22 protein-coding genes are annotated in these 21,793 nt (G+C 65.5%); 15 read left to right on the top strand and 7 right to left on the bottom strand.

Annotated features, from left to right (window positions below; translation table 11 throughout):
• Positions 1–98 precede the first annotated feature (98 nt).
• The gene (locus tag ACXMDM_RS07360; protein ID WP_259723306.1) at positions 99–3,128 is read right to left on the bottom strand and encodes a phycobilisome rod-core linker polypeptide; all 3,030 of its coding nucleotides are present in this window, start codon (positions 3,126–3,128) and stop codon (positions 99–101) included.
• 153 nt (positions 3,129–3,281) lie between these two features.
• Between ACXMDM_RS07360 and ACXMDM_RS07355 the strand changes: the two genes are divergently transcribed.
• The 13 genes from ACXMDM_RS07355 to ACXMDM_RS07295 all read left to right on the top strand — a co-directional run bounded on the left by ACXMDM_RS07355 (position 3,282) and on the right by ACXMDM_RS07295 (position 12,908).
• The gene (locus tag ACXMDM_RS07355) at positions 3,282–4,484 is read left to right on the top strand and encodes a class I SAM-dependent methyltransferase (protein ID WP_259723307.1); all 1,203 of its coding nucleotides are present in this window, start codon (positions 3,282–3,284) and stop codon (positions 4,482–4,484) included.
• A gap of 275 nt (positions 4,485–4,759) precedes the next feature.
• Positions 4,760–5,143, top strand: a complete 384-nt coding sequence (locus tag ACXMDM_RS07350; RefSeq protein ID WP_499569293.1) for a hypothetical protein — start codon at positions 4,760–4,762, stop codon at positions 5,141–5,143.
• A 42-nt stretch (positions 5,144–5,185) separates the two neighbouring features.
• Positions 5,186–5,914 (top strand): F0F1 ATP synthase subunit A, encoded by a 729-nt coding sequence (atpB, locus tag ACXMDM_RS07345; protein ID WP_071801202.1) that lies wholly within the window; start codon positions 5,186–5,188, stop codon positions 5,912–5,914.
• Positions 5,915–6,072: 158 nt separating this feature from the next.
• Positions 6,073–6,321: an ATP synthase F0 subunit C gene (atpE, locus tag ACXMDM_RS07340; RefSeq protein ID WP_071801201.1), complete on the top strand. Its 249-nt coding sequence runs from the start codon at positions 6,073–6,075 to the stop codon at positions 6,319–6,321.
• A gap of 91 nt (positions 6,322–6,412) precedes the next feature.
• The gene (locus ACXMDM_RS07335; RefSeq protein ID WP_071801200.1) at positions 6,413–6,883 is read left to right on the top strand and encodes a F0F1 ATP synthase subunit B'; all 471 of its coding nucleotides are present in this window, start codon (positions 6,413–6,415) and stop codon (positions 6,881–6,883) included.
• Positions 6,880–7,410, top strand: coding sequence for a F0F1 ATP synthase subunit B (locus ACXMDM_RS07330; RefSeq protein ID WP_071801199.1), 531 nt, complete (start codon positions 6,880–6,882; stop codon positions 7,408–7,410). Before ACXMDM_RS07335 ends, ACXMDM_RS07330 begins: the two co-directional genes overlap by 4 nt.
• Positions 7,410–7,958, top strand: coding sequence for an ATP synthase F1 subunit delta (gene atpH, locus ACXMDM_RS07325; RefSeq protein WP_071801198.1), 549 nt, complete (start codon positions 7,410–7,412; stop codon positions 7,956–7,958). The genes ACXMDM_RS07330 and atpH overlap by 1 nt, the downstream gene beginning before the upstream one ends.
• Positions 7,959–8,028: 70 nt before the next feature.
• Positions 8,029–9,546, top strand: a complete 1,518-nt coding sequence (atpA, locus tag ACXMDM_RS07320; RefSeq protein ID WP_071801197.1) for a F0F1 ATP synthase subunit alpha — start codon at positions 8,029–8,031, stop codon at positions 9,544–9,546.
• 12 nt (positions 9,547–9,558) lie between these two features.
• A complete protein-coding gene (locus tag ACXMDM_RS07315) occupies positions 9,559–10,512 on the top strand; it encodes a F0F1 ATP synthase subunit gamma (protein WP_071801196.1) in 954 nt (317 codons plus the stop codon).
• Complete coding sequence (locus ACXMDM_RS07310) at positions 10,493–11,257, top strand: TIGR02466 family protein (RefSeq protein WP_499569289.1); 765 nt, start codon at positions 10,493–10,495, stop codon at positions 11,255–11,257. Before ACXMDM_RS07315 ends, ACXMDM_RS07310 begins: the two co-directional genes overlap by 20 nt.
• The gene (locus ACXMDM_RS07305; protein ID WP_071801195.1) at positions 11,250–11,570 is read left to right on the top strand and encodes a 2Fe-2S iron-sulfur cluster-binding protein; all 321 of its coding nucleotides are present in this window, start codon (positions 11,250–11,252) and stop codon (positions 11,568–11,570) included. The genes ACXMDM_RS07310 and ACXMDM_RS07305 overlap by 8 nt, the downstream gene beginning before the upstream one ends.
• Before the next feature lie 43 nt (positions 11,571–11,613).
• Positions 11,614–11,799 carry a DUF8621 family protein gene (locus ACXMDM_RS07300; RefSeq protein WP_071801194.1) on the top strand — a complete coding sequence of 62 codons (186 nt, stop codon included), beginning with the start codon at positions 11,614–11,616 and terminating at the stop codon, positions 11,797–11,799.
• The gene (locus ACXMDM_RS07295) at positions 11,796–12,908 is read left to right on the top strand and encodes a DUF3326 domain-containing protein (protein WP_259723310.1); all 1,113 of its coding nucleotides are present in this window, start codon (positions 11,796–11,798) and stop codon (positions 12,906–12,908) included. The genes ACXMDM_RS07300 and ACXMDM_RS07295 overlap by 4 nt, the downstream gene beginning before the upstream one ends.
• Positions 12,909–12,924: 16 nt before the next feature.
• On the opposite strand, the gene ald is transcribed toward ACXMDM_RS07295, so the two are convergent.
• From ald to ACXMDM_RS07270, 5 genes are all read right to left on the bottom strand, one after another.
• Entirely contained in the window at positions 12,925–14,064 is a 1,140-nt protein-coding gene (ald, locus tag ACXMDM_RS07290; RefSeq protein WP_259723311.1) for an alanine dehydrogenase, read from the bottom strand.
• A gap of 113 nt (positions 14,065–14,177) precedes the next feature.
• Positions 14,178–15,893 carry an NAD+ synthase gene (locus ACXMDM_RS07285; protein ID WP_259723312.1) on the bottom strand — a complete coding sequence of 572 codons (1,716 nt, stop codon included), beginning with the start codon at positions 15,891–15,893 and terminating at the stop codon, positions 14,178–14,180.
• The gene (locus ACXMDM_RS07280; RefSeq protein ID WP_259723313.1) at positions 15,893–16,519 is read right to left on the bottom strand and encodes a nicotinate-nucleotide adenylyltransferase; all 627 of its coding nucleotides are present in this window, start codon (positions 16,517–16,519) and stop codon (positions 15,893–15,895) included. Before ACXMDM_RS07280 ends, ACXMDM_RS07285 begins: the two co-directional genes overlap by 1 nt.
• The gene (locus ACXMDM_RS07275) at positions 16,516–17,823 is read right to left on the bottom strand and encodes a GTP-binding protein (protein ID WP_259723366.1); all 1,308 of its coding nucleotides are present in this window, start codon (positions 17,821–17,823) and stop codon (positions 16,516–16,518) included. The genes ACXMDM_RS07280 and ACXMDM_RS07275 overlap by 4 nt, the downstream gene beginning before the upstream one ends.
• A 29-nt stretch (positions 17,824–17,852) precedes the next feature.
• On the bottom strand, positions 17,853–18,866 hold the full coding sequence (locus ACXMDM_RS07270; protein ID WP_259723314.1) for a CNNM domain-containing protein: 1,014 nt from the start codon (positions 18,864–18,866) through the stop codon (positions 17,853–17,855).
• A gap of 111 nt (positions 18,867–18,977) precedes the next feature.
• Here ACXMDM_RS07270 and ACXMDM_RS07265 point away from each other — a divergent pair, with 111 nt between their 5' ends.
• Positions 18,978–20,297: an aminopeptidase P N-terminal domain-containing protein gene (locus tag ACXMDM_RS07265; protein WP_259723315.1), complete on the top strand. Its 1,320-nt coding sequence runs from the start codon at positions 18,978–18,980 to the stop codon at positions 20,295–20,297.
• A gap of 1 nt (position 20,298) precedes the next feature.
• Here the strand turns inward: ACXMDM_RS07265 and ACXMDM_RS07260 are convergent, their stop codons facing one another.
• Complete coding sequence (locus ACXMDM_RS07260; RefSeq protein ID WP_499569287.1) at positions 20,299–21,048, bottom strand: TIGR01548 family HAD-type hydrolase; 750 nt, start codon at positions 21,046–21,048, stop codon at positions 20,299–20,301.
• Positions 21,049–21,132: 84 nt separating this feature from the next.
• Between ACXMDM_RS07260 and ACXMDM_RS07255 the strand changes: the two genes are divergently transcribed.
• The gene (locus tag ACXMDM_RS07255) at positions 21,133–21,732 is read left to right on the top strand and encodes a 30S ribosomal protein PSRP-3 (RefSeq protein ID WP_499569286.1); all 600 of its coding nucleotides are present in this window, start codon (positions 21,133–21,135) and stop codon (positions 21,730–21,732) included.
• Positions 21,733–21,793 lie beyond the last annotated feature (61 nt).

The following is a 21,793-nucleotide window of genomic DNA, read 5'->3' as shown; positions in this document are numbered from 1 at the left end:
CAGCCGTGATCTGGTCAGCTGAGATCTTGTTCAGCCCAGATCCTATTCAGCCAAACTCCTGGTCAGCCTGGGCTCAGTTCAAGCCGTCAGCAAGAGTGCTAGATCGCTTGCTTGCTCCCAGGCGTGAGGCCAGCGTTGCCGGCATAGAGCGCGGCCGTGCGATTCACCGTGGCGATCGGCACCCCGTCCATGGTGGCAAGCCCACAGAGATAGGGAACAGTGTCACGGCCGAAACGTTCGGAATACTCAAGGCTGGAAAGCAACCCGTCGAGGGCAAACACCTGGCCCCGCTTGGCCCTGGTGGCCAGGAACTGGCTCACTTCTTTCGGCTGCCCGGCCCGGCCCAGCAGGGCGAGATAGGCCGCCGAAGCTGCTCGCAATGGGGCCATCCGGTTCAAGCGTTGCTGAAACTCGTCGCCAGCAGCGATCAGGCCCACGAATTCGCTCACGGATAACTGACCGTCCCGCAACTGGGACTCCGCATCGACAAGTCGCTCGGAGGCCAGAGGAACCCGGTTGAGCAACTGGCGGTAAGTGGCCTCGATCACCACCTGAAGGGCCGCTTCATCGCCGTCTTGGTTCCAGAGAATCGGCTGACCGATTCCACCGCGACGACTGAATCCTTGGGGGCGTCCGCCCTGGAGGGCCCCGGCCATCGCGGCATCCGGTTGCTTGGCGGGGGTGAAACTGACACCATTGCTACCCACGTTGGCCGACCAGCCACCCGCTGCCATCGATGGTTTTGAAGGAGTGCCCTGCAAGCCGGAGGGACGGGAGGCACTCCAGGCTGGGCTGCTGGAGAATCCTGGCTTCGTCTGGGTGGGTTTCCAACGCCTGGTGGGCTCTGGAGGCTGCCTTAACCCTTGGAAAGCCCGAGCTGCAGAGGATGCCTTGGGCGACTCGCCACCGCTGATGGCCGCGCTCCAGCCACCCACGACCCGGGTCAAGCGACGATCGGGCAGGTTTCGGGGCGTCAGATCGCCGCTGCCACGGAAGGGTTTCGGCTGAGCAACCTGGGGGCGGTTGATCGGGGTTGGATCCACCAAGCCAGCGGTATTGAGCGGCTGGCGGAAGGTAGGAGTCCGGCGGGCATTGAGATCCGTTGGCGTGACAAAGCGTTCGTAGGGGACGCAGTCCTCGCCGAAGCAGTCGTTGTACTCCCGGCTTTCGAGCATGGCGTCGATGACGCCGTAAAAGCCTTGGCGGGCAGCCGTATCGAAGTAGCTGTTGATTTCCCAGCGCCCGAAGGTTGGTCTTCCCAGCAGACGCCGGTGGATCACCTCAATGGCTTTGGTGATGTACAGACCAGACCAATAGCGCCGACGGAAGGCTTTGGAGCGGGCCACCTGGCGGACGAACTCGCGCAGGCTGATGTCACCGTTCTCGAGTTTGATCTCCTCCACGGTGATCTGTTCGCCGGCATAGCCGCTGGTGCCGAGCACCTGGACGTACACAGCACGGATCACCGCCTGGGTGCTGGATTCGGTGTTGCGCACACTCGCCTGACCATTGCGGCGAGGTACCGAAGCACCACCGGTGGCGATCTGCTGCAGGCGCACGAGCTTGGGGCCTACCCGCCGCGGAACGGCCGCACGGAACTGGGGGCTGTCCATCTGACCTGGCTGGACCATGCCGTTGCCCACCAGGATGCGGCGGGTGTCGTAGTTGAAGGGTGCCCCTCGGGTGGCAACGGAAGCCGTGCTGGAAGGGAAAATCGCTCCGTAATTGAGTCCGAGCGGGTCGTTGCCGCCCCCGTAGACATGCTGATCCGGCAGCGGCTGGCGATAAGAGGCATAGAGCGTGATGTATTGCGGGGCTCCCTCAAACGGCGCACTGAAACGGAAAAGTTTGCGGTTCGAACCCCAGCCGGCGCTTTCCTGGGCCTCTTCGCCGAGATCGCGCAGGAAGGGAACGGTCTCCTCGCCGAAGACCTGGGCATATTCCATGCTGTTGATCAGGGAATCCACCAGCCCGGCATGCCCCTGCTCGGACACGATGGCGAAGTAGCGGCGGAACTCCTCAATCGAGCTGACTCCACGGCCGAGGAAATGGCGGAAGGCGAGTTCCACAACCCGGCTGTTGGAGAAGCGTCCATAGAACTGACGGCGGTACTCCTTGCTGCGACCAAGGCTGCGGATGAACTCCCGCATTGGCAGTTGGCCCTGGGCCGTCTGGGTGGCCTCCACCGGGCTGATCACCTGGGAATAGCCCTTGACGATGTCGCGCTCGAACACCTGGCGGTAGGCCGCCCGGATCACTTCAGCTTTCTCCCGGCCGGAGAGACCTGGCCTCATCACGAAGCGCTGGGGGTTCTCAGCAGCCAGGGCGTAGGTGGCCGGCAACTGCAGGCCCTGATTGACGGGGCTACCCAGGCGCTGGCGCGCGGAAGGTGTGGGCACCTCCAGCTCCTTGAGGAGCACGTTGAAGCAGGCGATCACCAACTGGCGCGATTCAGCGTCCTGGCGGAAAAGATTGGCGGAGGCGGCTCGCATTTCCTGGACGGCCACATTGGTGGCGGCCAGGGAGCAGCCCTTCTCGAGCACATCCCGGAGCCCCCGGGTGTTCACCGCCAGGATGCTGGGATCGCCTGCCACCACGGCATAGCCCACGTAGCGCAGGAACCAGCCCATGTCACGCAACGACTTGCGCATGCGGTCTGAGCCGTAGCGGGCGACGCTGATCGGGCTGAATCCAGCCGGAAGCACGACGCGAACATCGGCATCGGCCTGGACCCCTTCGAGGATGCGACCGAGCAAGCCGGAGCCACCGATGCCCTGGGCAAAGGTGCGCACAGACGTGGCGGCCGCGATCTGGTCAGCGGCCAAGGGGGCCGTCGCGGCACTGCTCACCAAAACAGGGGTGAGGGGCGCGTCGAGATAGGAGAGGGGAGTGCCGCCAACAAAAATGCGATTGGCAGCCTTGGCCACGATCACATCGGCATTGGCTGAGATCCGCCGGGCCGCTTCAAGCCGGATGGCGCCGCTGTTGAAGAAGGTGATCAGGGTGTCAAGTTCGCCCTTTTCAGGGAAACGATCCTGCTGTTCCGCCTGACGGACGCTGGAGAGCGGCAAGGTGTCGTAGCGCTGGGGGGAGACCCTGCTGCTGCCGCTGCTGGCGGTCACGGTCATGGAGGGGCGTGTACCGGGCCGCACCACGGTACGGCTGCGATTCGGCCATCCCCAGGCGCTATGAACAAATATTTGCAGCCCGAACCTCCTGAGGCGGTGCGGACGGCGAACCCCGTGAAATGCTCCCCTGGTCGGACACCGCACACCGCCGCCATGTCCCAGGCCCCTGCTGACGCCGCCACCCCGCTGGTGAGCGCCTTCTACGACCGCTTCCCTTACCCGGGTGACCCCCTTCAAGACGGAGCTCCACCTGGATACAACTGGCGCTGGTGTTACGACACGGCCTTCAGCTCCTGCACGGGCCGGCTTCCCAACCTGGCGAAGCCACCACGGATCCTCGACGCCGGCTGCGGCACCGGCGTGAGCACGGATTACCTGGCGCATCTCAACCCAGGGGCTGAAATTCTGGCGATCGACATCAGCGCCGGAGCCCTGGACGTGGCCCGCGAGCGCCTGCGACGCTCCGGCGCTGCGGCGGTGGCCGCCGGTCTGCGCATCGAGCAGCGCAGCCTGCTGGATCTGGAAGGGGAAGGCCTCTTCGACTTGATCAATTCAGTGGGTGTGCTGCACCACCTGCGCGAGCCAGGCGCCGGACTGTTAGCTCTGGCAAGTCTGCTCAAGCCCGGTGGATTGCTGCACCTGTTTCTCTATGCGGATGCCGGTCGCTGGGAGATCCACCGCATCCAGCGGGCACTGCAGGACCTGGGTGTCGCTGACGCTCCAGACGCTCTGCGCCTGGGCCGGCAACTGTTCCAGGATCTGCCGGAGAACAACCGGCTGCGCCGCCATCACGAGCAACGCTGGGCCCTCGACACGGCAGCGGATGCCAACTTCGCCGACATGTATCTCCATCCCCAGGAGACGAGCTACAACCTCGACGGGCTGTTTCGCTTCGTCAAAAGCTCGGGGCTGAACTTCGCCGGATTCTCCAACCCGGAGCAATGGGATCCGGCCCGCCTGTTGCAGGGGGAATTGCTGGAGCGCGCCCGCAGCCTGCCCCAGAGGCAGCAGTGGGGCCTGGTGGAGAGCCTCGATCCAGAGATCAGCCATTTCGAGTTCTTCCTCAGCCGGGGAGCCTTGGAGTCCAGCCTCTGGGCCCGCGATGAGGATCTGCTGGCGGCTTTCGGCAGGCGCAATCCCTGCCTCTGGGGCTGGCCCGGAGCGAGTCTCCTCGATCCAGATCTGCGTCCAGTGAAACTTGACCCCGAACCGTTACAGCTGCTCCAGGCGCTGGAGAGCTCCGCACCGGGCCAGCCCTTGGCTGACCTTCCGCTGAGTTGGCCCCCATCCCAACTGGCCGAGGTGGGGCGTCAACTGTGGCGGCAACGGCTCCTGCTGCTCTCTGCAACCCCTTGAAATCAGCTGGCTCACCAGCCCTCACGTGATAGGTTCCTACTGCCATTAGCCGAGCTTCAGGGCGTTTGCAGGCTGTCAATTCGGCGAGTATCAGCACCTCCGAAACCCAGCCGCTTGGCGGGGTCAAGTTCGATGAGGTGAGTGAGACGACGACGCAAGGATTTCCTGAAATCCTTGATCGTCGTGCAGCCCTGCTTGCTGATCTGTCCAAAGGAAAGGATGGAGATCTCGCTCCGCAGAAACTCTTCTCGCCAGCTGATCCAGAGTCTTCTGGGTTGGTCCAGTCAACTCTTGCCAACGGCATGGACGACTATGCCCGCCTGCAAAGCCGTCTCTTGATGGCCACGTTGATTCTTGCAGCGGTGGCTGTGCTGTTGACAGCCCTGCTGTTAGGCATCAGCCCTGCCATCAGCCTGATGATCGGTGCCTTCTCTGGCATGCTCTATCTCAAGTTGCTGGCCCGTTCAGTGGCTCGAATCGGTTCCAACTCCCGCAATGTGGGCAAAGCCCAGTTGTTGGTTCCTGTGGTTCTGGTTCTGGCTGCAGCCCGTCTGCCAGCCCTGGACATCGTTCCAGTACTGATCGGCTTTCTGCTTTATAAGCCGGCGATATTGATTCAGGCCCTTATCCCCGCCAGGGTTTCTTCGATCCCAGGCTGAGCTCACCCGTCCGTCGCAGCAGCGGCACTTCCGTACCCTCCGATGTTTCCGTTGCCTCCATTCCTGCCACTCGCCGAACTTGAGGTGGGGAAGCACCTCTACTGGCAAATCGGTGATTTCCAGATTCACGGCCAGGTGTTCATCAGTTCCTGGCTGGTCATTGCGGCACTACTGGCTGTTGTGGTGGCAGGAACCCGCAAGTTGGAACGCGATCCCCGCGGCACCCAGAACCTGCTGGAATTCCTCTGGGAGTACATCCGGAACATCGCCCGCGACTACATCGGCGAAAAAGCCTACCGTGATTGGCTTCCATTCATCGGAACCCTCTTTTTGTTCATCTTCGTGAGCAACTGGGGTGGTGCCCTTGTTCCCTGGAAGTTGATTCAGCTGCCGAGTGGTGAACTCGGAGCGCCCACCGCCGACATCAACACCACCATTGCACTAGCTCTGCTGGTCTCCCTGGCGTACTTCTACGCAGGCTTGAGCCGCAAAGGCTTCCGTTACTTCGAGTACTACGTGGAGCCCACGCCGATCATGCTGCCGTTCAAGATCGTCGAAGACTTCACCAAACCTCTTTCTCTTTCCTTCCGTTTGTTCGGCAACATTCTTGCCGACGAACTGGTGGTGGCCGTTCTTGCCTTCCTGGTTCCCTTGATCGTCCCCTTGCCGGTGATGTTCCTGGGTCTGTTCACCAGTGCCATTCAGGCGCTGATCTTCGCCACCCTCGCCGCTTACTACATCGGTGAGGCCGTCCACGAGGAGGCCCACTGATCCGATCGGCCGCTCGCTTGCTTCGGCTCAGGTCCGCCCTCTGCTAAAACTCCTGCGCGCAGGTCCGGTTCGCTCCGGGCCCGTCTCCCTTCGGTGAGATGTCCCTGGCGCCAGCCCTATCCCGCGCTCTCCGGCGCCCCACATCCCCTCATTCCACCATGGATTCCATCACTTCCGCTGCGTCTGTTGTGGCTGCTGGTCTGGCCGTTGGCCTCGGCTCGATCGGACCTGGCATCGGTCAAGGCACTGCTTCCGGCGGCGCTGTCGAAGGCATTGCCCGTCAGCCCGAAGCCGAAGGAAAGATCCGCGGCACCCTGCTGCTGTCCCTGGCTTTCATGGAATCACTCACCATCTATGGCCTGGTGGTTGCCTTGGTGCTTCTCTTCGCCAACCCCTTCGCCGGCTGATCGCGGCCGTCTGCACGCCCGATCACCATCACCGCTTCGCTGAGGGATTTTCTCCTCTTCGAGCATTTTCGATTCCCCCAGCGCTTTCCCCATGACCAGCTGGCTTCTGTTCGCCGCCTCCGGCACACCCGAGGGAGGTTTATTCGACCTCGACGCCACCTTGCCTCTCATGGCGGTTCAGGTGGTGGTGCTCACCTTCGTTCTCAATGCCCTGTTCTTCAGGCCCGTTGGCAGAACGGTGGAAGAGCGGGAGAGCTACCTCAGCACCAGTCGCTCCGAGGCCAAGCAGAAGCTTGCCCAGGTTGAACGGCTGGAAACTGATCTCAAGGCCCAGCTCAAGGAGGCCCGCCAGAAGTCTCAGTCGTTGATCCTCGACGCCGAGCAGGAGATGGACAGGCTTTACCGCAGTGCCCTGGCCTCTGCCCAAGCCGAGGCCAACGCCAGCAGGGAAACTGCCCGAAGTGAGATCGATCGCGAGCGCAAGCTTGCGCTGGAATCACTGAAATCCAAGGCTGATCAGCTCGGAGATCAGATCGTCAAACGTTTGCTGGCCGTGAAATGATCCTTGCCCATCTACCCGTCTGCTCATTGGCTGTTGAAGGTGGTTTTGGCCTGAACTTTGATTTGTTCGAGTCGAACATCATCAACCTGGCCATCGTCATTGCTGGCCTGGTCTGGTTTCTGCCGAAGGTGTTGGGAAGCGTTCTTGAACGCCGTCGCAGCGCCATCCTCAACGACCTGGAGGAAGCCGAGCAACGACTTCAGCAGGCCAATGCCGCTTTGATCGTCGCCCAGGAAGATCTGGCGAATGCCCAGACCAAAGCGGAGCGCATCAGGATTGATGGGGTCGCCAGGGCTGATGCCATTCGGCTGGAGAGCGAACAGCGCACGGTTGAAGAGATGGCCCGTCTCAAGCAGTCGGCGGTGGCTGATCTCGATTCCGAGGCGGCCCGTGTCAGTGATCAGTTGCGTCGGGAAGCCGCTCGCCAGGCGATCGAGCGCGCCCTTTCGATCCTGCCGGGCAAGCTCGATGAGCAATCCCAGGGCCTGCTGGTCGACCGGTCCATCCAAACCATCGGACAAGGCTGATGCCGCTGCTCAATTCGATTGCCTCTCCCTACGCCGATGCTCTGCTTCAGGTGGCTGAGCAGCGGCAGGAAGCCGACCTGATTGCTTCAGAGGCCAAAGAGCTCTTGGTGCTCTGGGAGTCTTCTGCCGAACTGCGCGACACCATGACCTCCCCGGTGATTGAACCGGACGTCAAGAAAAAGATTCTCGTCAGCCTGTTCGGCGAACAGGTCACCCCAGCCCTGCTGAACCTGTTCAAGCTGATGGCCGATCGCCAGCGTCTCTCCTTGCTCGATGCGGTGTTGATTCGCTTCTTGGAACTTTTCCGAGAACAGCGGGGCATCACCCTGGCCAGCGTCACGTCTGCAACGCCGCTCAGCGAAGACCAGCAGCTTGCCTTGCGCCAGAAAGTGATCGCTGTCGCCGGCACCGAGAGTGTCGAATTCGATCTGAGCGTTGATCCAGCCCTGATCGGCGGCTTTGTCGTCAGCCTGGGCTCCCAGGTGATCGATGCCAGCCTGGCCGGGCAGGTTCGTCGCCTCGGCCTGTCCCTGGCCAAGGCGGGCTAGCCCAGCCGCCAGCCGCCACTCTCTCCAATCCCTCCCCTTCCATCACCTCCCCGAGCGGGGACCTGAATCCATGGTTTCCATCCGTCCTGACGAGATCAGCGCCATCCTCAAGCAGCAGATCGAGGACTATGACAAGTCCGTTTCGGTCAGCAACGTCGGCACGGTGTTGCAGGTGGGTGATGGCATCGCCCGGGTCTACGGACTGCAGAAGGCCATGGCCGGCGAATTGCTCGAATTCGAAGATGGCACCGAGGGCATTGCCCTCAACCTTGAGGACGACAACGTCGGCGCGGTGCTGATGGGCGAAGGCCTGGGAATCCAGGAAGGCAGCACCGTGAAGGCCTCAGGCCGCATTGCTGAGGTGCCTGTCGGTGAGGCCATGCTCGGCCGCGTGATCAACCCGCTGGGTCTCCCCCTCGATGGCAAGGGCGAAATCGCCACCAGCGAAACCCGGCTGATCGAATCGATGGCCCCCGGCATCATTCAGCGCAAGTCGGTGCATGAGCCGATGCAGACGGGCATCACGGCGATCGACGCGATGATCCCGATCGGCCGTGGGCAGCGGGAGCTGATCATCGGCGATCGCCAGACCGGCAAGACCGCCATCGCCATCGACACGATCCTCAACCAGAAGGGCGAAGACGTTGTCTGCGTCTACGTGGCGATCGGTCAGAAATCAGCCTCGGTGGCCAACGTGGTGGACGTGCTGCGTGAGCGCGGCGCCCTCGATTACACCGTGGTGGTGGCCGCCAGCGCCTCGGAACCTGCCGCTCTTCAATATCTGGCCCCCTACACCGGCGCGGCGATTGCTGAATACTTCATGTACAAGGGCAAGGCCACCCTGGTGGTCTACGACGACCTCACCAAGCAGGCCCAGGCCTACCGCCAGATGTCGCTGCTGCTGCGCCGCCCGCCCGGGCGTGAGGCCTACCCCGGCGATGTTTTCTACTGCCACAGCCGCCTGCTCGAAAGAGCCGCCAAGCTCTCCGATGCCATGGGCAAGGGCAGCATGACCGCCCTGCCGATCATCGAAACCCAGGCCGGCGACGTGTCGGCCTACATCCCCACCAACGTGATTTCGATCACCGATGGTCAGATCTTCCTCACCTCTGATCTGTTCAACTCAGGCCTACGGCCAGCCATCAATGTGGGCATCTCGGTGAGCCGGGTCGGCGGCGCTGCCCAGACCAAGGCGATCAAGAAGATCGCTGGCACACTCAAACTGGAACTGGCTCAGTTTGATGAACTGGCGGCCTTCTCCCAGTTCGCCTCCGATCTCGACGCCACCACGCAGAAGCAACTGGGCCGTGGCAAGCGCCTGCGCGAATTGCTCAAGCAGCCGCAATTCAGCCCGCTGATCCTGGCCGAGCAGGTGGCTGTGGTCTATGCCGGTGTCAAGGGCCTGATCGATGAGGTTCCCGTTGAACTGTGCAGCCAGTTCGTGCGTGAGCTGCGGGAGTACCTCAAATCCAATGCCTCGGCGTTCATCGAACAGATTCAGACCGATAAGCAGATGAACGACGCGTCTGAGGCGTTGTTGAAGGCGGCCATCAACGAAGTCAAATCCACCCTTCTGGCCACCGCCTGAGGCATCTGAACCATGGCGAACCTCAAAGCAATCCGCGACCGGATCAGTTCGGTCAAGAACACCCGCAAGATCACCGAGGCCATGCGTCTGGTGGCGGCAGCCAAGGTCAGGCGGGCCCAGGAACAGGTGCTGCGCTCCCGGCCTTTCGCCGATCGCTTGGCACGCATGTTGGAAAATCTCCAGTCGCGGCTTCGCTTCGAGGATGTCAGCAACACGCCGCTGCTGGAACAGGAGCGACCCCTCCGCCACATCACCCTGGTGGTGGTGAGTGCCGATCGAGGCCTCTGTGGCGGCTATAACGCCAACATCATCAAGCGCACCGAACAGCGTTTCGCCGAGCTCAAGAATCAGGGCTTCACGGTGGAACTGGTCCTGATCGGCCGCAAGGCCACCGGCTATTTCAAGAACCGCTCCTACCCGATCCTCTCCACCTTCACCGGCTTGGAGCAGGTGCCAACCGCAGCAGAGGCCGGCAAGATTGGTGATGAGATTCTCGCCGAATTTCTCTCGGGAAGCACCGACAGAGTTGAGATGATCTACACGAAATTCGTCAACCTGGTGAGCAGTGCTCCGGTCTCCCAGACCCTGCTACCCCTCGATCCCCAGGGTGTGGCGGCCCAGGATGACGAAATCTTCCGGCTCACCACCCGCGAAGGCCTGCTCACCGTGGAGCGTGGCGCCTCGTCTGCCAATGAGGTTCCGGCGCTTCAGAGCGAATTCCTGTTCGAGCAGAGCCCCGACCAGCTGCTCAATGCGCTGCTGCCCCTCTATCTCGATAACCAACTGCTGCGTTCGTTGCAGGAGGCGGCCGCCAGTGAACTGGCCAGCCGGATGACGGCCATGAACAACGCCAGCGACAACGCCAAGGAGCTCGCCAAGACGCTCACCCTGGATTACAACAAAGCCCGCCAGGCGGCCATCACCCAGGAAATTCTGGAAGTGGTGGGTGGCTCGGCGATGGCTTGAGCTGGCGCTCCAGACGCTCCAGATTCAGCCGCTGTTTCCGCTCGCCCTCGGGCGGGTGGCCCTGGGGCCCGACCCGCTGACAACGGCGGCGATGATGCAGGACGTGCTCGCCCTGCGCGGCAGCACCCTCAGCAACCCGGATCCAGGTTGTGCCTGGACCGGCGATCTCAATGGTGTCTGGCAGCTGCACCGCTTACCTGGTTTTGCCTGGTTGCGCGAACAAGTTGAAGCTCAGGCCTGGGCCTACCTCGAAGCCCTCGGCTTCAAGCTCGAGGAGATCGCCCTGTTCATCCAGCGCAGCTGGCCGGTGGTCAGCGAAGAGGGCATGGTGGTGGGCCGCCATCACCACCCCAATGCCCACCTCAGCGCCGTCTTTTATCTCAACGGCGACGGCTCCGGGCGGGGCGGTTCGCTGCGCCTGTTCGCCCCACGCCAGCTGAACGAGCTCGTGCCGGGGCTGGGTGTCGGCCATGCTGGACCGATCGCCGCCAACCATCCGCTCAATGCGGCCTGGCTGGATGTGGCCCCCGAGGCTGGACTGCTGGTTCTGTTCCCGGCCAGCACCGACCATGCCGTCACGCTCAATCAAGATGCCGACGATGTGCGCCTCTCGATCAGCTTCGACCTGGTTCTGAGCGCCCGTGGGGAATCAGCGCAGGCCACCTCCGCCTCCGCCTCCGCCTCCGAATACCTGGCCCCCCACCCCGACCACTGGACCCCCGTCTCCCCCGCCTGTCATGAGTGAGAGCTTCACGGTTGTTGCCGAGCTGAGCGGCACCATGCATACGTTCAGCTGCCGCGCCGACCAGACCGTGCTGGCGGCAGCGGAACTGGCCGGTGTGCCCCTGCCCAGCTCCTGTTGCTCGGGTGTCTGCACCACCTGCGCCGCCAAGTTGAGCGAGGGCACGGTCGATCAGAGCGAAGCGATGGGGGTAAAGGCCGAGCTGCAGGCCGAGGGTTACGCCCTCCTGTGCGTCTCCTACCCCCGCAGCGACCTCAAATTGCTGGCCGGCCAGGAAGATGCTGTGTATGAGTTGCAGTTCGGGCAGTTCCAGTGATGGAGCGGCCCCCGGCGGGCCAAGGCCGCTCGCTCCAGGAAGGATGAAGTTGCAGCGGTTGGATCTCTGGCTGGAGACGGCGCCAGGTCCCTTGCTGCCCCAGCTGCTCGCAGCGTTGGGGGAAAAGGGGGAACCGCTGCGCTGGGCGATCACGGCCGCAGAGCCTGCCGCTGATGGCGAGCCTGGTTGGCGCAGGCTGCGGATTGAGGCGGTGCTCCTGTGCCCGTGAGTCCGTTGGCTCCCCTGCCCACCCTGCTGGTGATCCCGACCGGAATCGGCTGCCAGATCGGCGGTTTTGCCGGCGACGGCCTGCCGGCAGCGCGGTTGCTGGCCGCCGCCAGTGGTTGCCTGATCACCCATCCCAACGTGATGAATGGGGCCGCCCTCTACTGGAGCGATCCCCGCCTCCACTACGTGGAGGGCTGGGCGCTCGATCGCTTTGCCAGCGGCGCCCTTGCCCTTGCCCCGGTGCGCCAGCAGCGCCTGGGCCTGCTGTTGGATGCGGCGATCGAGCCGGAGTTGCGGCTGCGCCATCTGCAGGTGGCCGAGGCCTGCCGGGCCACCCTGGGCCTCGCGATCGGGCCGGTGGTGACCACCGATGAGGCCGTTGGGGTGAGCCTCTGCGCAGGGCCCAGCGGCGTGAGCTGGGGCCAGCTGGCTGCCCCCGCCACCCTGCTGCGCGCCGCCGAGCGGCTGCGCTCGGAGGGAGCCAGCGCGATCGCGGTGGTGACCCGCTTCCCCGAAGACGCCGGCAGTGAAGCCCTGCAGGCCTACCGCCAGGGCGGCGGGGTGGATGGCCTGGCCGGGGCCGAGGCGCTGATCAGCCACCTGCTGGGCCGCCACCTCGGCCTGCCCTGTGCCCATGCTCCGGCCCTGGCGCCCCTGCCGCTTGACCCTGGCCTCGATGGCCGGGCCGCCGCTGAGGAACTCGGCCACACCTTTCTGGCCTGCGTGCTGGTGGGGCTGAGCCGGGCGCCCGATCTCGTCGAGCTCTTCTCTGCAGACGATGCCGCCGGTGCCACCACCTCCATCGCCACCACCAACGCCAACGCCGCGCCGCTGCGGGCAGGCCTGCTCCACCCCAGCCAGATCGGGGCGGTGGTGGCACCGGCGGGGGCGCTAGGCGGCCAGGCGGTGCTCAGCTGCGCCGAGCGCGGCATCCCCCTGATCGCGGTGGAAGGCAATCCCTGTTTGCTGGCAGTCACCGCCGAAGCCCTCGGCCTCAAGGCCTTGAAGGCGGCGAGCTACGCGGAAGCCGCTGGCCTGCTGCTGGCCCTGCGCGAGGGGATTGCGGTGGAGGCCCTAAGCCGGCCCCTGCCCCCCCTGCGGCCCCTTTAGGGGACACATAAGGGATTCAGCGCAGGCAGGCCATCGGGTGGCGGGTGGGCACCCCCAGGGCCTTGGCGACGCCGGGATGGCAGACCGCACCATCCACGGTGTTGAGCCCTGAGAGCAGTTCGGGCCGCTCGGTGACGGCTTCCAGCAGGCCGCGGCCGGCAATGCCGACGATGTAGGGGAGCGTGACACTCATCAGGGCTTCGGTGGAGGTGAAGGGGACAGCCCCGGGCATGTTGCCGACGGCATAGTGCTGCACGCCGTGAATCGTGACGACCGGATCGGTGTGGGTGGTTTCGCGGCTGGTGGCGATGCAGCCCCCCTGATCGATCGCCACATCGACGATCACCGAACCCGGTTTCATCCGCCGCACCAGATCCTCATCCACCAGCGTTGGCGCCCGCCCGCCGGGGGTGAGCACGGCTCCGATCAACAGATCGGCACTCGGCACCAGCCGCTCGATCAAGGTGCGGCTGCTCACCAGGCCGGTCATCCGGCCACGCCGATCCGACTCCAGAGTCCGCAGGCGCTGGGGCGAATGGTCGAGCAGCAGCACCTCGGCGTCCATGGCCGCCGCCAGCCGGGCCGCGTTCCAGCCCACCGTGCCACCGCCGAGCACCACCACCCGGGCGGGACGCACCCCGGTGCAGCCACCGATCAGCACGCCACGACCGCCATGGGGTTTCTCCAGCAGATGGGCCCCCACCTGGGCCGCCAGGCGACCGGCGATCTCACTCATCGGCGCCAGCAGGGGAAGGTTGCCGTTGTCGAGCTGGACCGTTTCGTAGGCCACCCCGGTGGTGCCGGCCTCAAGCAGGGCCCGGCCCACATCGGGATAGGCGGCCAGGTGCAGGTAGGTGAACAGGACCAGATCGCGGCGCAGGAAGCCGAACTCCTCTCGCTGCGGTTCCTTGACCTTGACCACCAGGTGGGCGGCCCAGGCCTCTTCACAGCTCACCAGGCGGGCGCCCACGGCGGCATAGCTCTCGTCGCTGATCCCAGCTCCGGTGCCGGCTCCAGCCTGCACCCGCACTTCGAGGCCATTGGAGACCAGCTCACTGGCCCCATCCGGGGTGAGGGCCACCCGCTGCTCATCCCGCTTGATCTCGGTGGGAACGCCGATGCTCGCGATCGGCGCCGCCGGGCCATTGGCTGTCATGCAACTCAGAAGCTGATCCCAGATTGGCGGGCATCAGGCCCGATTGCAGGGGTTTGCGTGGAAAATCCCGCGTTGCCGGGGCCAAGCCTGTGATCGGGAGCTGCGGAAAACACTCAGGGCGGCCCTGCCGCGATCGGCATGCGCCAGCCACTGCCGAAGGCCCTGTCGCTGACCTTGAGCAGGGGAGCCGCCTGCCGGCGCTTGAATTCGGCCCGCCGCAACAGCCGGTGCACCCGCTGGGCCAAGGAGGCTTCCACGCCAGCGGCAATCAGTTGCTCAGGGCTGCGCAGATCCTGGATGAAGGCTTTGAGCAGCGGATCGAGTTCGTCGTAATCGGGAAGGGAGTCGGTATCGCGTTGATCGGGGCGCAGTTCGGCGCTGGGCGGTTTCTCGCGAATGGCGCTGCCGATCAGTTCGCCGTTGCGCGGCAGGGCCAAGCTGGAGCGGCAGGGGCCGGCCGCCGGCGAATCCAGCCAGGCGCAGAGGCGGAACACGGTGGTTTTGTAGAGATCGCCGATCACGGCCAGGCCGCCATTCATATCGCCGTAGAGGGTGCAGTACCCCACCGCCAGCTCCGACTTGTTACCGGTGGCAAGCAGCAGCTGGCCTTGCTGGTTGGCCACCGCCATCAGCAGGGTGCCGCGGATCCGCGATTGCAGGTTCTCAGCTGTCAGGCCGAGCGGAGCCCCCTGCAAGGGGCCGCTCAGGGCCTCATCGAAGCCGTTCATCAAGCTGGCAATCGCCACGAGCTGATGCCGGATGCCGAGCCTTTCAGCCAGGGCGGTGGCATCGGAGCGGGAGCCCTCGGAGCTGTAGGGGGAGGGCAGCAGCAGGGCCTCAACGTGGTCCCCACCCAGCGCTGCCGCCGCGATCACCGCGACAAGGGCGGAATCAATCCCGCCGCTGAGGCCCAGCAGGGCCCGCTCGAAGCCACACTTGCGGGCGTAATCGCGCACCCCCAGCACCAGCACCCGGAACAGTTGCTCGAGCGGCTCAGGCTCCTCTGTGGGCAGCGGCTTCGCGGCTGGATCCGCTGGCTCCGCCCCGGGCTGCGGCAGCGTCCACAGCGCCAGGGAAGCCGCGGCGCAGGGCATTTGCAGCAGAACCTGGCCGGCCCCATCGACCACGAAGCTGGCGCCATCAAAAACCAGCTCGTCGTTGCCACCCACCTGGTTCACGTACACCACCGGGCAGCCCAGCCGGGCCGCCGCCGCGGCAGCCAGCCGGCGACGCAGGCCCGGCTTGCCCTGCACGAAGGGGGAGGCCGAGATGTTCAGCAGCAGGTCGGGCCGCTGGGGCAACAGCTCGGCGATCGGATCGGCCCCGGCGAGCCGGTGGCCGAGCACGTCCTCCTCCACCCAGAGGTCTTCGCAGATGGTCAGGCCGATCGACCAGCGCCGGCCGCGGCGCTCCACCTCCAGCAGGCAGGCTTGGTCGGCCGGGCGAAAATAACGACGCTCATCGAAGACGTCGTAGCTGGGCAGCAGGCGCTTGCGGGCCACGATCCGCCAGACACCAGGTTCCACCAAGGCCACCGAGTTGTGCAGGGCCGGCAGGTTTTCGCCAGCCAGGGGCTCGGCCACCCCCACCAACAGACCCAGATCCCGGGGCAGTTCGCTGGCAATGGCACGCAGCACCTCCGCCTGCTGGCGCAGCAGGGCCGGCCGCAACAGCAGGTCGCGGGGGGGATAGCCCCAGAGCGAGAGTTCCGGGCTGACCACCAGATCGGCACCGGCCGCTGCGGCCTGGCGGCTGGCCTCGAGCAACAGGGCTGCATTGCCCTGCAGATCACCGATCAGCGGGTTGATCTGGGCCAGGGCAAGACGCATCAGCGCACGGGGCGGTGGCGAAGGGGATTGGGCCGAGCAGGCGGCGCCTGGCTGGGTTCACAAGAACGGAAGCCATAGAGATTCTGCTCCCGCAGCATCGGCCACAGCTCCTCGGGCACCAGTTCGGGGTCGGGGTGGAGGCGGATCAGGGAGCTGGCCGTGGCGGGGATCTCTAGGGGAAGGATCTCGAGTTCGCCGCCCCGCTGGCGCAGGCCATCGAGCTGGGCCGCCTGCAGCGGCCAGCCATGGCGAGGCACCACAGCCAGGCGACAGCGGCTGAGAATCGCCTCAACCGCATACCACGTCTGGATCTGGGGCAACAGGTCGCTGCCCAGCACAAACACCAGCCGGGAGCCTGGCCAGAGCTGGGCCGCCCGCTCCAGGGTGTCGAGCGCCCGGGGGCTGCTGAGCTCCTGGGCCAGGCGCAGGCGAGGATTGGCGAGACCATCGACCACCGCCTGCAGCAAGGCGGCCCGAACCATCAAGGACGCCCCGTGCTGCTTGAAGGGATTGTCACTGGCCCAGGTGCGCACCTCGGGGTAGTGGTTGGCGAGCCCGGCGAGCAGGGCACGGTGGCCGAGGCTGGGCGGATCAGCACTGGTGCCGAACAGGGCCAGATCGCTCACGGCAGCAGGGCCTTGGCCAGGCCGCCGTCGCTGGCCTGGCAGTGACGCAGCCAGCGGTTCACCTGGGGATCCTGCTCGGCCAGGCGCCTGAGCAGGCCACCGGGACCACCGAGGCCGAGGCGGGCACCGAGCTGGAGTTCGGCCGCCGCCAGCCGGCCGGTGCGACGGGTGGTGTGCACGGCCAGGGCGGCCTGGGCCAGGGCGACCGGTGCGGCAGGCGCCAGCGACAAGCCACCGCTGAACGGAGCGGCAAGAAGAAGCAGCTGGCGCAACCCGCCCAGCAGCAGCTGGATGCCGATCTGGGTGCCGCCCAGCAGGGCGCCGTGGCCACTGAGCCGGCCCAGCAGGCGCCTGGCCTGGGCCCCATTGATCTTGAGACCGTAGAGCCGGCAGAGCTGCACCACCAAAGCCGCATCGATGGCCATCGATCCGGCCAGATCCATCAGCACCAAGGGGTTGGTCGCCACGCCGGTGGCCTTGAGTGCGGCAAAGCGGCCGATCAGCCCCTGGGCCGCCCTGCGGTGCTGCCCCAGGCGCCAGGCCTGCAGGTGCCGGCTGAAGCGATCACCTGCACGCAGGCCATTGAGCACGAGCAGGAGGCGGCCACGTTCTTCGAGCAGGGCCAGCAATCGATCCTGGAGCGGTCCGATCGCCGCCGCCACCGGCTCGCTGCGGACCCGGCCATCGCCAAGCAGCCGGGCCCGCCGTGGCGCCGCCGAGACCGCCACCAGTTCAAGATCCCGGGCCGCCGACGGCAGACGCCCACGGATGCTCGCCAGCAGCGCCTCCCGTTCAGCTGCAGGCCAGCAATCGATCCGGTTGACCACCAGCAGCAGGGGTTTGCCGAGGCGCAGCATCTGCTCCAGCGCCCGGGATTCCGGTGCCGTGAGGTCGCCATCGAGCACGAACAGAACCAGGTCTGCCGCAAGCGCCACCCGGGCCGCCAGGCGGTGGCGGGCAGCAGCAGCGACTTCATCGATGCCCGGTGTGTCGATCAAGGCGAGGCCCGCAAGCCCGGAGATCGGCTGATTCCAGGCCTGCTGCTGCTGAAGGCGGGTGCAGCCATGGGCCAGATCGGTGGCGAAGCGCTCCTCCCCGAGCAAGGCATTGAGCAGGCTCGATTTACCCACCCCGACCCGGCCGAAAACGGCCACCTGGAGCCGGCGGGCGGCCAGGCGCTGCAGCTGGCGATCGAGGCCCGCCAGCTCGGGGGCCAGGGCGGAGCGCTCCCGTTCGCTGAGTACCAGGCGCTGGCGCCAGCGCAGCAACTGCGCCTCGCAGCGGCTTGGGCTGTCGGCTTGGATGACCTCATGGGGGGCCCGCAGGGTCGCGCTCACGGGATCGGCTCCGCCGCCGGTTGGGGCCGGCGCCACCAGCCAGCCAGCACGGCCAGCACGGCATCGGCACCGATCACACCGACGAAGCCGCCGAACTCATCCACCACCACCCGCACCGAATGGCTGCTGCGCCGGAAGGCAGTCAGCAGGCGATCAGCCCGGATCATCTCCGGCACGAATTCCACCGGCAGGGTCAGGCTCAAGGCGGTGGCCTGACCCCGGCCCTCCACCAGGGCCGCCAGCAGGCTTTCGCGACTGGCCACCCCGAGCACCTCATCCACTTCGCGCCCCAGCACCACCCACCAGGCGGCTGTGTTGGCCAGCAGCAACGCCTTGGCGCTCTCCAGCTGGGTCTCAGCCGAGAGGGTCGGCGCCGACACCCGCGGCACCATCAGGTCGCGAGCCGTCAGGTCATTGAGCTGGAACACCTTGCCGATCATCGCGGCTTCATCGGCTTCGATCTGGCCAGTGCGCGAGCCCAGCCTGGCCAGCAGGCGGATCTCGCCCTCATCGGTGGTGAGTTCACTCTCGGCGGTGATCGCCGGCAACAGCCGCTCCAGCACCAGCACCAGCGGCAGCATCAATTTCAGGGCCAGGCCGAGCGGAGCGGCGCTGGCCAGGGACACCGGCAGGGCCAGACGGCTGCCGATCGCCTTGGGCAGGATCTCGCCCAGCAGGATGACCAGAATGGTTAGCCCAACGGAGAACAGGGGCAGGGCCACCCTGTCGATCCCCTGGGAGGCGAACACCCAGCCGGCGTAGCTGCCCAGCATCAGGCTGCCGAAGATGTTGAAGCCGTTGTTGAGAATGACGAGCACCGCCAGGGCCCGGCCCATGCGTGTCTTGAGCGCCAGCAGCGCTTTGGCGCCCCGCACCGGCCGGTCGCGGCCTGCCAGTTCGTAGACCCGCAGCGGGTTGACCGTGAGCATGGCGGCTTCCACGCCGGAGCAAACCGCCGAACCCACCAGAATGAAGGCGACCAATCCGGCCAGCCCAAGCAGCTCGTTCATCCGCTCAGCGTCATCGTGGCCGGCTCATGCCCATACCGTCCTTGCACTCTGGGACCCATACCATTCATTTAATCGGTTGTGCCAACGTCCTGCTGTTCTGAGCTTGCCTCCATGGTGATCACCGCCGCAGAGTTCGGCCAGCGCCGAGCGCGCTTTCTTGACCAGCTCGGCGGCGTGGCGGCCGTTATTCCGGCGGCGCCGCTGGTCACCCACCATGCCGATGTGGAGCATCCGTTCCGCCAGCAGAGCGATTTCTGGTATCTCACCGGCTTTGATGAACCCGGCGCGGTGGCCCTGTTCCTGCCCCATTGCCCCGAGCACCCCTTCGTTCTGTTCGTGGAGCCGAAGGATCCTGCCGCCGAGGTCTGGAACGGGTTCCGCTGGGGATGTGAAGGAGCCGTCGAACAGTTCGGGGCCGATCTGGCCCATCCCCGCCAGGAGCTGGCGGAGCGGCTGGGCGGCTATCTGCAGGGAGCGGAGGGCCTGGCCTTCCGGATAGGTCGCCATCCGGATGTGGAGCCGTTGCTGCTGGCTGCCTGGGCAGCCCAGCTCGACCGTGCCCCGCGCAACGGCCAGGCGGCCATGGGCCTGGTGGCACCCTGCCCGCTCCTGCACGCGCTGCGACTGCGCAAGTCTGCCGATGAACTCGAGCGGATGCGGCTGGCCGGACGGATCTCAGCGGAGGCCCATGAACGGGCCCGCCAGCTGGCGCGGCCGGGGCTCAATGAGCGGCAGGTGCAGGCGGTGATCGAGCAGCACTTCATGGAGCAGGGGGCGCGCGGACCGGCCTACGGCTCGATCGTGGCGGGCGGAGACAATGCCTGCGTGCTGCACTACACCAGCAACAACGCCCCGCTTGTCGGTGGCGACCTGTTGTTGATCGATGCCGGCTGCAGCCTCAGCGATTACTACAACGGCGACATCACCCGAACCTTCCCCATCAACGGGCGCTTCAGCGCAGAGCAACGCGCCCTCTATGAACTCGTACTCGCCGCCCAGGAGAAGGCGATCGCCACGGTCAGGCCCGAGGCCGATGCCGAGCAGGTGCATGGGGCGGCCCTACGGGTGCTCGTCGAGGGGCTGGTGGACCTGGGCCTGCTGGTGGGAGAGGTGGATGGCCTGATCGAGCAAGGGGCCTACCGCCACCTCTACATGCACCGCACCGGCCACTGGCTGGGCCTCGATGTCCACGATGTCGGGGCCTATCGCCTCGGCGAGCATCCGCAGCCGCTGGAGCCGGGCATGGTGCTCACGGTGGAGCCAGGTTTGTACGTGAGTGATCGGCTTCCCATCCCGGAAGGTCAACCAAGCATTGATCCCCGCTGGAAAGGCATCGGCATCCGCATCGAAGACGATGTGGCCGTGACAGCGGGCGGCCATGAGGTGCTCAGCGCCGCCGCGCTCAAGTCGGTGGCGGCGCTGGAGCGCTGAATCAGGAGCCTGAGGCCAGCCACTTGAGCAGGCCGGCGGGCTGAAGTGCGGAGGTGGAGGGGAGCAAGCGATCGGCTCCGGCAGCGCGCAGGCTGTCTTCGTAGGCGCTGCGCTGCTCCTCCAGACCCGGAACCTGCAGGTGAGGTGGTACCACCGCCAGGCTCAGCCAGCGCTGATCGGGCCGTTGTCTGCGGGCGTTAAGCACCGTCTGCACGTCAGCCACGGTGTCACCGAGATAGGCGACAGGTGGGGCTCCGGCCCCCAGGGTGCCAGCACAAAGGCTGGTGGCGAGCCGAAGCAGGCCGGCGGGATCAGGCTTGTCGGGAGCATCGCCCATGGCCACCAGGGGCGGATCACCCAGGCCCAGCCGGCCCGAAAGCACATAGCGAGCCGAGCTGGGCTCGGCACCACTGACGAATCCCCAGGCGATCCCGGCAGCGCTGAGGCTCTCGAAGAAGGCCGCCTCCACCAGCAACGGTTCGTTGCGAATGAAACCGCTCCAACTGGCGGGATCCGCCTGGGGATCGCCACCGAAATAAAAGCGGCTGAAGACATCCACCAGGGCGGCATGGGCCGGCAAGGGGCTGTGGCCATGGCGGCGCAGCAGCTCCAGTGCTGCATCCCAGTCGTTGTTCCAGATTCCTTCGCCCTTGAGCGCATCAATCGCTGCAGCTTGCGGACTCCAACCGCAAAAATGCTTCACGGTTTCAACCAGGGCGCGACGGTAACTGCCGCCCACATCCCTGATCACGCCATCGATATCGAAGAGCAGAACGGCTTGCTGACTCAGGGGTGTCTCGGCTGGGCTGGTAGGTTTGATGTTTGATTTTATGCCTTGAGCGCCGAACCCATGACGGCCCCAGACAGTGCTGCTCCAGAGATTGAGGCGGCCGAAGCCTCCACTCCTGCATCCGTTCCAGCCACGGTAAAGCGTGTGCCAGCCCCCAGCTCGCCCGAACCAGGAGCTGCCAATAGGGAGCTGACCCGTCACAGCCCGGCGGAAACCGCTGCTGCCGCTGAAGACGACGAGGGCACCACGAAAGGGCGGCCGGCCCTGAGCGGCGCCAGTGCGGCCCTGGCCACGGCCACGGTTGATGAGGACGGCGTTCCTTCCGGTCATACGCCGAAAGCCGATGAGGGCCGCTTTTTGCTCAAGATCCTCTGGCTGCCCACCAACGTCGCCCTGGCCGTCGATCAGATCGTCGGCGGTGGCCCCAGCCCCCTCACCTCCTACTTCTTCTGGCCTCGCGAAGATGCCTGGGAAACGATGAAGACGGAACTGGAAGCCAAATCCTGGATCACCGACAACGAGCGCGTTGAAATCCTCAACAAGGCCACTGAGGTGATCAATTACTGGCAGGAAGAAGGCAAAGGCAAGTCGCTGGATGAGGCCAAGCTCAAGTTCCCCGACGTCACCTTCTGCGGTACGGCCTGAATCAGCTGGCCAAAGCGCAATAAACGCCCAAGCCATACCAACAAAAAAGCGCCCCAAAGGG

It is taken from the genome of Synechococcus sp. CS-603 (assembly GCF_977929215.1).
This window is presented reverse-complemented; position numbering and strand designations above follow the sequence as displayed.